This is a genomic window from Polyangium fumosum (assembly GCF_005144585.1).
In the GTDB taxonomy this organism is placed as follows: domain Bacteria; phylum Myxococcota_A; class Polyangia; order Polyangiales; family Polyangiaceae; genus Polyangium; species Polyangium fumosum.
This window is the reverse complement of sequence record NZ_SSMQ01000154.1, coordinates 1-9,223: the sequence shown is the minus strand read 5'-3', so window position 1 is coordinate 9,223 and position 9,223 is coordinate 1. Positions and strand designations below refer to the sequence as shown.

General features: G+C 68.2%; 9 protein-coding genes. 7 read left to right on the top strand and 2 right to left on the bottom strand.

What is annotated here, in order from left to right; all coding sequences use genetic code 11:
• Positions 1-409 precede the first annotated feature (409 nt).
• The gene (locus E8A74_RS54475) at positions 410-1,105 is read left to right on the top strand and encodes a hypothetical protein (RefSeq protein WP_211365654.1); all 696 of its coding nucleotides are present in this window, start codon (positions 410-412) and stop codon (positions 1,103-1,105) included.
• On the opposite strand, the gene E8A74_RS51165 is transcribed toward E8A74_RS54475, so the two are convergent.
• Positions 1,102-2,286 (bottom strand): acyl-CoA dehydrogenase family protein, encoded by a 1,185-nt coding sequence (locus E8A74_RS51165; protein WP_136936504.1) that lies wholly within the window; start codon positions 2,284-2,286, stop codon positions 1,102-1,104. The genes E8A74_RS54475 and E8A74_RS51165 overlap by 4 nt on opposite strands.
• 135 nt (positions 2,287-2,421) lie before the next feature.
• On the opposite strand from E8A74_RS51165, the gene E8A74_RS51160 reads away from it, so the two are divergent.
• The 5 genes from E8A74_RS51160 (at position 2,422) to E8A74_RS51140 (ending at position 8,438) form a co-directional block, all read left to right on the top strand.
• Entirely contained in the window at positions 2,422-3,045 is a 624-nt protein-coding gene (locus E8A74_RS51160; protein ID WP_232380118.1) for a TetR/AcrR family transcriptional regulator, read from the top strand.
• A 76-nt stretch (positions 3,046-3,121) separates the two neighbouring features.
• Positions 3,122-3,580, top strand: a complete 459-nt coding sequence (locus E8A74_RS51155; protein ID WP_170230021.1) for a hypothetical protein — start codon at positions 3,122-3,124, stop codon at positions 3,578-3,580.
• 147 nt (positions 3,581-3,727) lie between these two features.
• Positions 3,728-4,456 (top strand): hypothetical protein, encoded by a 729-nt coding sequence (locus E8A74_RS51150; RefSeq protein WP_136936501.1) that lies wholly within the window; start codon positions 3,728-3,730, stop codon positions 4,454-4,456.
• A gap of 217 nt (positions 4,457-4,673) precedes the next feature.
• Complete coding sequence (gene acnA, locus E8A74_RS51145) at positions 4,674-7,439, top strand: aconitate hydratase AcnA (RefSeq protein ID WP_136936500.1); 2,766 nt, start codon at positions 4,674-4,676, stop codon at positions 7,437-7,439.
• A 9-nt stretch (positions 7,440-7,448) separates the two neighbouring features.
• Positions 7,449-8,438: a WD40/YVTN/BNR-like repeat-containing protein gene (locus E8A74_RS51140; protein ID WP_136936499.1), complete on the top strand. Its 990-nt coding sequence runs from the start codon at positions 7,449-7,451 to the stop codon at positions 8,436-8,438.
• 10 nt (positions 8,439-8,448) lie between these two features.
• On the opposite strand, the gene E8A74_RS51135 is transcribed toward E8A74_RS51140, so the two are convergent.
• Positions 8,449-9,009, bottom strand: coding sequence for an expansin EXLX1 family cellulose-binding protein (locus E8A74_RS51135; RefSeq protein WP_420814247.1), 561 nt, complete (start codon positions 9,007-9,009; stop codon positions 8,449-8,451).
• 103 nt (positions 9,010-9,112) lie between these two features.
• Here E8A74_RS51135 and E8A74_RS56270 point away from each other — a divergent pair.
• Positions 9,113-9,223, top strand: a 111-nt coding sequence (locus E8A74_RS56270) for an FG-GAP repeat protein (protein WP_420814246.1), incomplete at its 3' end; no start/stop codon positions are given.

The window sequence follows — 9,223 nt, the reverse complement described above, 5'->3', positions numbered from 1 at the left end:
CGGCGCAGCGGGGCGCGCAGAGCGGCGGGGCGCGTGGGGCGCAGAAGGGGATGGCGCGCGGCGGGAGCACGCGGGGCCAGGCGGCATCGGCGCCGCGCAAGCAGCGGGCGCGGGGCTGAGCCTCGCGGCGCTCGCGGGGGCCGGGTTCGGGGGGGCCCGCCGGCCGCGAGCGTCGAGGTCAATCGAGCGTGACGGGCTCGGGGGGAGCCGGTCACGCTCGATTGCATTGTGAACTCGCACCTATGACATGCCGCGCCAAAGGCGCGCAGAATTTTTCGCAGATCTTTGATTGAATAAAATCAACGGCTCACATCTGTTCGTTTGCATGTCCAAGACGGCCGTTTTCGCTTGACAGGAGCGCTTCATTTCATGTTTTTGGGGGATTCACCCTTGTCTTCAGGGAGGTCCCATGGCCAGGATTTCTTATTGCATTGCGGCAAGCGCCCTTCTCCTCCTCGCCCCGAGCGCTGCATTCGCGCAGGCCGACCCGGCGGCGCCGCCCGCGCCCGAGGGTCAGCCCGCAGCCGCGCCTGAGGCGGCCCCTGCGGCCGCGCCTGCGCAGGCCGCGCCAGCGAAGGCCGATCCCAAGGAAGAAGACACGAAGGACAAACCCGCGCCGAACTCGATCTATGCCGAGGGCCTTGGGGCTGGGCTCTGGTACTCGGTCAATTATGAGCGCCGCGTCATCGACGACCTCGGCGTGCGTGTCGGGTTCAGCTACATCTCGATCGGGGCGACGGTCTCGTCGGGGGGCGCTTCGTCGAGCGCGAGCGCGAGCCTTTTGACCTTCCCCATCACGGCGAGTTACCTCGGCGTTCGTAGCGGCAAGCATGCGCTCGAGGCCGGCGGCGGCGTCTCGATCACGTATGCGACGGCGCAGGCGTCGAACAGCTTCGGCGCGAGCGCGTCGGGCTCGGGCATCGGCGCGTATGGCAATCTCATGGTCGGGTATCGCCTGCACCCGGTGGACGGCGCTGGCTTTCAGTTCCGCGTCGGCGCGATGGCGCTCATCGGGCCGGGGTTCAACGTCCTCGGCGACGATCCGGATCCCGCCGCCGTCGGCGTGCTGCCGTTCGGGTACATCAGCTTCGGCGCTGGTTTCTAGGCCGAATCCCGCGGCATGAGCAGCGGGTGGAGCGGCGCTTCCCCCATGGCCACGCGCGCCGCGTACTCGTACGAATCGTCCGTCGCGGCGATGTGCTGCGCGGCCGCGTGAATGTCCCGGAAGCACCGTTCGAGCACGGTCCCCGCATAAATCGCGCTCGACCCGCCCGCCCGAAACGCGAACGACGTCACGTCCGCCGCGACCTCCGTCGTATACGTCGTCGCGGCCCGCACCGCGGCCCAATCCTCGGGAGAAAGCGCCTCCCCCGCCTCGGCTTTTTGCATCGCCAGCTCCATCACCGAGCGCCCGAGCGCCCGCGCCGCGTCGAGGGCCGCGCGTTTTCGGCCGAGCTCCACCCGGAAGCTCGATTGCGCGGCCAGCGCCTCGCCGTTCCAGGCCTTGATCCGGCGCGGCGCGACGATCGCGATCTCTTCGAGCGCGCGCCTCGCCACGCCGAGCGCGAAGCCGATGTGCCCGGGCGCCGTGAGCGCGATGAACGGTAGCTCGAAATAGGCCTGCCCGCGCTTCCGCGCCGCCCCGGGATACGAACACGTGAACGACTCGTCCACGAACACTGCCTCCATGCGGTAATGGTTGCTCCCGCTCCCGCGCAGGAACGCCGCGTTCCACGTGTCCTCGATCGTCACGCGCGAAACGGGCACCGCGACCTGCACGAACGACGGCGGCCCGGCCTGCCCGGGCGCCTCGATCGCCGCGGCCGTGTACACCCAGCTCGCGTGCCGGATGCCGCTCCCGAACCCCCAGCGCCCCGTCACCTCGAACCCGCCGCGCACCCGCACCGCCTTCCCCGTCGGCACCTGCAGCCCGGCCGACGTCGGCATTCCGCCGGCGAAGATCTCCCGCGTCGCCGCCTCCGGCAGATACGCGCCCATCATTCCGTTCATGATCGCCCCGATCATCAAGGCCCAGCCTGCGGACGGGTCCGCGTGCGCCATCGCCTCGTACACCACGAACTGCGTCCGCCCGTCCGCGCCGAGCCCGCCCACCTCTTTCGGCGCGGCCAGCGCGAACAGCCCCTCCTCCTTCATCGCGGCCACCACGGCCGGATGCAGCGTCGCGCCCTCGTTCGACGCGTCTGCGTGGGCCTCTGCGATCGGACGCACGCGGGCGACGGACGCGAGCAAGCGGGCTTCGAGGACGCTCTCGGTTTCTTTCGTCATGACGGTTCCCTCCGGGGACCGGGGTTCCTCTCCGGTCGTGCCCATGTAGACATCGACAACATCCTAAAGTTTCCACCGTCAACATGGAATGTTGCGATCGTCAACATCCGCCGCGGACGTGGTAGGCTCGGGACCGTGCCTCGACGCCCGCCGCCTCGCCCGTACCACCATGGGGACCTGCCTCGCGCGCTTCGGGAAGGCGCGCTCGCGCTCATCGAGGAGCGTGGGCCGATGGGGTTCACGCTTCGCGAGCTCGCGCGCCGGGTCGGGGTCTCGCATGCGGCGCCGTACCGGCACTTTGCGGACAAGCGGGCGCTGCTCACGGCGCTCGCGGCCGAGGGGGCGCATCGCCTCGCGGACGCGGTCGACGCAGCGCTCACGGCGGCGGGCCCGGACCTCCGCGCGCGTTTCCTCGCGGCCGCACATGCGTACGTGCGCTTCGCGATGGACCACCCCGGGTATTTCCAGGCGATGTTCTCCGCCGACGCCGACCCGAACGACCCTGCCTTCGTGAACGGCCGCGAGCGCAGCCTCGGCCTCCTCTATCGCTACATCGCGGACGCCCAGGCGGCGGGGTATTTCGGCGAAGGCGAGGCGCTCTCCTACGTCATCCCCGTCTTTGCAATGCACCAGGGCCTCGCGGTGCTCGCCATGTCCGGCGCATTCGCGCCGTTCGGCGTGTCCGACGTGCGCGCCGCGTCGGACCTCGCGCACGGGCGCTTGCTCGACGGGCTCACGCGCGCCCGAGGCGAAGGGTAAGCTCCGCGTGAAAGCGTGAGGGGCGAGCCCTTGCGATCTTCCGCGATCACGCCGCGGCATGCCATCCTGGCGTGGCATGGTGAGCACGAGGATCCTTCTGTCATCGATGGTGGTGGGCCTCATCTCTGCGGCGAGCGCGTGCTGGCTCGGCGACTACCAGCCGCCCACGGGCCACGCAGGCGGCCCAGCGCAAGGCCGTGAGGTCCACTGCGGTGACGACACCTGCGGCCCCTCCGAGGTCTGCTGTCTGGAGCAGGACAACGCCTCCAGCGCTGCGTGCACGGCCGCGGACGCCTGCATGTTGTTCCCGATCCCCTGCGACGACCCCGACGACTGCGCGCACCTCGGTGGTGTCTGTTGCGGCTTGTGGGACGAGTCCGCCTCCAGGTACACGGCCGTCGAGTGCTCGGGCGCGTGCAGCAGCAGCGATCGCGTCCCGATCTGCCGCCTCGACAACGACGCCGATTGCCCCACGGGCCGCCATTGTAAAGAGGAGCGCCTCTTCGGCCCTGGATTCGGCTTCTGCGCCCCCTAGCCTTCGGCCGGTATCCCCGCCCCCTGACGTTCTGGCCACGCCCGTATGGAAACGGCCGTTCTCAGCGCCCCCGCGTCTCCCGGCAAACGCCGCGGGCGCGGCCCTTCCCGCGATGGCCTTCCCTTTGCACAGGGCGGGGTCACCGCCATGATGCGCATCTCTCCGCAGCTTCTCGCCGTGGGCACCGTCCTCCTTTCGACGCTCCACGCGAGCCTGGCCCAAGCGCAGTATTATCCGCCTCCGCAGCCCTACCCCTATCAACAGCCTTACCCGTACGGGCAGCCCGCTCCTTATCAACAACCCTACCCGTACCAGCAGCCCTATCCTTATCAACAGCCCTACCCGTACCAGCAGCCGAACCCCTACCAGCAGCCTTATCCGGCGTACGGCGCACCGAACTACATCGACGCTGGCTCCAATTCCCGCAAGCCCAAGCACCAGCTCACCCTGCGCGTCTCCCCGGGCGCGAGCTTTCATTTCATTCCCGGAAGCTCGGCCCAGCCCGCCTTCGCCCTCGACGCTGGACTCGGCTTTCGCGCAGGCGTCGCCTCGTACACCTCCGTCTGGACCGAGGCCGGCTACTCCTACGACACCCTGGGCCCTGGGCATATGGTGGCCGTCGGCGTCGGTCCCCTCTTCGGGACGAACCAGACCTCGATCGGCATCCTCGAAAAACTCGTCATTGGTGACGTCGCCGGCGGCTTCGCCGTCGGCCCCCGCTCGAGCCTCGTCCTCATGCTTTACAACGGCAGCCTCGCGGCCGAGGTCGCCCACCAATGGATCTACAGCAACGTCGCGGACGCCGGCCACAACGAGCTCCGCCTCCAGGTCTCCGTCGACCCCATCAGCTTCCTGATGCGGTTCCTGGGCCGTTAGCCCCCTTCTGCCCCCTCCCCGAACGGATCGAGGCCCCGGCGGGTCCGTCCGCCTGGGTCGTTCCTTCAGCCCCAGGCACAATCTGCCCCAGCAAAACCCCTGACGCGCACCTTCCTGCGCTCCCCCCTTGCTCTCGGACCTTTTTCCTGAGAAGCCTTCCGCCGCGCGGCCTCCGGATCCCTTGCCTCTCTCTGTGCCGCCCCCCAAGGTGACGACCATGGCAGACAGCTTCGGTGCTAAGAGCACCCTTTCGGTTTCGGGCAAGTCCTACACGATCTACCGCCTTCGGGCCCTCGCGAGTGACGCCGACCTCGCGCGCCTCCCGGTCTCCTTGCGCATCCTCCTCGAGAACCTTCTTCGTCACGAGGACGGCCGCGTCGTCCGCAAGGAGCACGTCGAGGCCGTGCTCCGCTGGGATCCCAAGGCCGCGCCTTCCCAGGAGATCTCCTTCCACCCGGCGCGTGTCCTCCTGCAGGACTTCACGGGTGTTCCTGCCGTCGTCGACCTCGCGGCCATGCGCGAGGCCTTCGCAGGCATGGGCGGCGATCCGAACCGCATCAACCCGCTCTCCCCGGCCGACCTCGTCATCGACCATTCGGTCGAGGTCAACTACTTCGGCACCCGCGACTCGCTCGTTCGCAACGCGGACCTCGAGTACCAGCGCAACGAAGAGCGGTACGTCTTCCTCCGCTGGGGCCAGCAGGCCTTCGAGAACTTCCGCGTCGTCCCGCCGGACACCGGCATCTGCCACCAGGTCAACCTCGAGTACCTCGCCCGCGCCGTCATGACCGACGCCGAGGGCCGCGCCTTCCCCGACACGCTCGTCGGCACCGACTCGCACACCACCATGATCAACGGCCTCGGCGTCGTTGGCTGGGGCGTGGGCGGCATCGAGGCCGAGGCCGCGCTCCTCGGACAGCCCGTCACCATGCTCGTCCCCGAGGTCGTCGGCTTCAAGCTCACCGGCAGCCTGCGCGAGGGCGCCACGGCGACCGACCTCGTCCTCACCGTCACCGAGATGCTTCGCAAGAAGAAGGTCGTCGGCAAGTTCGTCGAGTTCTACGGCCCGGGCCTCGCGTCGCTCTCGCTCCCGGATCGCGCGACGATCGCGAACATGGCGCCCGAGTACGGCGCCACGATCGGCTTCTTCCCGATCGACGGCGAGACGATCTCCTTCCTGCGCTTCACGGGCCGCTCCGAGGAGCAGGTCGCGCTCGTCGAGGCCTACTGCAAGGAGCAGGGCATCTTCCGCACCGAGGGCATGCCCGATCCGATCTTCAGCGACACGCTCGAGCTCGACCTCGGCGCCGTCGAGCCCTCGATCGCCGGCCCCAAGCGCCCGCAGGATCGCATTCGCCTCGCGGCCGCGCGCACGGGGTATCGCAAGAGCTTGCACTCGATGATCGAGAAGAGCTTCGCCGACATCGACGCGGCCTCCGTCGCGAGGTGGTGCGACGAGGCGAGCACCGACAAGCCCGCGGACGACGCCATCGCGGCGCGCATGCTCGTCCGTGACAAGGTCTTGAAGCCCGTCGCCATCGAAGAGGGCGACACCTCGTACAACCTCCGCCACGGCTCGGTCGTCATCGCGGCGATCACCTCCTGCACGAACACCTCGAACCCGGCGGTCATGCTCGCGGCGGGCATCCTCGCGAAGAAGGCCGTCGAGCGTGGGCTCGTCACGAAGCCGTGGGTGAAGACCTCGTGCGCGCCCGGCTCGCAGGTCGTCGCCGATTACTACGAGGCGTCCGGCTTGCTCCCGTACCTCGAGGCGCTCGGCTTCCACCTCGTCGGCTACGGCTGCACCACCTGCATCGGCAACTCCGGCGCGCTCCCCGACACGATCGTCGATGCGATCAAGAAGGGCGACCTCGTCGCGGCGAGCGTCCTCAGCGGCAACCGCAACTTCGAGGGCCGCATCAACCCGAGCGTGCGCATGAACTTCCTCATGTCGCCGCCCCTCGTCGTCGCCTACGCGCTGCGCGGTGACATGGACTGGGATCCGTACTCCGAGCCGATCGGCAAGGATCGCAACGGCACGCCCGTCTACCTCCGCGACATCTGGCCGACCGCGGCCGAGGTCCGCGAGACGATTCGCTCGGCCGTGAAGAGCGAGCAGTTCAAGACCCGGTACGACAATGCCCTCGTCGGCGACGTCGCCTGGCGGAAGCTCAACGTCCCCGCGGGCAAGACCTTCTCCTGGGATGACAAGTCCACCTACGTCCGCAAGCCGCCGTTCTTCGAGAACCTCGGCAAGCAGCCGCAGCCGATCACGGACATCGTGGGCGCGCGCGTGCTCGCGCTCCTCGGCGACAGCGTCACGACGGACCACATCTCGCCGGCGGGCAACATCGCGAAGACGAGCCCTGCGGCGCGCTACCTCGTGGAGCACGGCGTCCAGCCGGCCGACTTCAACTCGTACGGCGCGCGTCGTGGCAACCACGAGGTCATGATGCGGGGCACCTTCGCCAACATCCGCATCAAGAACGCGCTGCTCGGCGGCGAGGAAGGCCCGAACACGCTCCACCTCCCGGCGGGCACGAAGCTCAGCATCTACGACGCGGCGATGAAGTATGCCGAGGAGAAGGTGCCGCTCGTGATCCTCGCGGGCGCCGAGTACGGCACGGGCTCGTCGCGTGACTGGGCGGCGAAGGGCACGAAGTTGCTCGGCGTGCGCGCGGTCATCGCGAAGAGCTTCGAGCGCATCCACCGCTCGAACCTCGTCGGCATGGGCGTGCTCCCGCTCGAGTTTGCCGCGGGCGAGGACGCGCAGACCCTCGGCCTCGACGGCCGCGAGACCTTCGACATCAAGGGCATCGCCGAGGGCGTCACGCCCTTCAAGAAGCTCGAGGTCGTGGCGAAGAAGGCGGACGGCACCACGAAGACGTTCACGGCGACGGCCCGCATCGATACGCCGAACGAGGCGGATTATTACCTGAACGGTGGCATTCTCCAGTACGTGCTGCGGCAGATGGCGAAGTAACATGGCCGCATGACGAACCGGTCCTCGCGTTGGTTTTTCGTGCTCCTCGGGTCGCTCGCGACGAGCGCTTGTGGCGGTGGCGAAGACGAAACGCTGTACGCGCTTCAGGCCGTGACGCACGGCGGGGGCCGGTTCGTGGCGGTCGGGTACGAGAACATCCAGGGGGCCGATCCCCGGCCCCTGCTCCTCAGTTCCACGGACGGCCGATCATGGGAGCGGAACGACACGTCGCTCCCCCAGCAAGCGCTCCACGACGTCGCGTTCGGCAATGGCGTCTTCGTGATCGTGGGGGGCAGCGACCCCTGGGCCACCGTGACCCGCACGTCCTTCCCGGTCGTGCTCACGTCGGGGGACGCCGTCGCGTGGACGAGCCGCAATGTCCCCACGCTCGAGCCCATTCACAGCGTCGCGTTTGGCAACGGCCTTTTCGTGATCACCGACGGCGCCGGCCAGACGTTCACCTCGACGGACGGAAAGAGCTTCACGCCGCAGGCCGCGATCCCCAATGGTTTTCGTATAAGCGGAATCGCCTTCGGCGCGGGGCAGTTCGCCTTCTGGGGCTTCCATTCGAGCGTGCACGTCTCGCCCGACGCGCAATCCTTCACCGAGCATCCTCTCGATATTCACGGCGTGGACTGCCTGCATTTCATCGACGGCCAGTTCCAGGGTGTCGGTTACATCGGGGGCCTGGAAGACAACCCGTTCATCGACAAGCACGTCGTCACGTCCGCCACGGGCGAGGAGTGGGCCACGAGGCGCGGGAGTTTTCCGTGCAATGGTTTGGCTGAGTCGAACGGCGTCCTCGTGGCGGGATCGGGCTTTCAACTGTATCGATCCGTCGACGGCCAGCCGTTCACGCCCACACATACGGCCGAGGAGCGGCACCCCCGGACCGACGTGGCGGCGGGGGACGGCGTCTTCGTCGCGGTCGGGTGGGACGAAATCGACACGAGCACGGACGGACAAACCTGGACGGTGACGCCGCTGCCGCTCCCCTGAATCACGCGGTCTACTTGAACTGCGCCGTCCCCTTGTACGTCTCGCCGTCCTTCCATTTCGCGACCGTCTCCTCGACGGTTTGTCCGTCTGCCCCGGTGATCCGCAACGTCACGGATTGCGAGCCGACGCCCTTGGCGGCCGTGAAATAGTTATCGTCCGAGCGCGTCATCTCGACCCACGCGTCGCCCTTTTTGAAGGCCACGCTCTTCACGGGCACGCGGTGATTGCGCACCTGGATCGAGGTCCAGTGGATCGAGCTCGTCTTCTTGAAGCGCAGCTCCAGGTTGCCTTGCACCGCGCAGGGCACGGGCTTCCAGGTCACCTCGGCCTTTCCGGCCTTCGTGCCGGCGATCTTCACGAATGCTGGCTTGTTGATGACCAGCCGATCCGGCGGGCAATCGTTGCAGCGGTCGGCGACCATCACGACCTGGGTGCCCTCGGAGCCCGTGATTTCGAGGCACTGACCACACGCCTGGATCTGGTTGTAGACGGCATTCGGCGCGGAGAGCACGGCGGCGTCGTGGCCGAACGTGAGGGAACAGCTCCCGCGGGCGTTCGCGTCGTAATACACGGCCTCGCCCTTCGAGGTCTTCACCTCGGGCTTGGGCGGCTCGGCGGCCTTGGCCTCGGCCGCTGGCGCGGGCGGCGGCGCAGCGGGCTCGGCGGGCGCGGGGGTGGGCAGCGATCGTTTTGGCTGCGCCGTCGCGTTGTCCGGGAATACGGCGCTCGTGGGTGCGCGGAGCGAGAATGCCAAGGGTACGGAGTCTGGCTCGGCTTATGTGTTC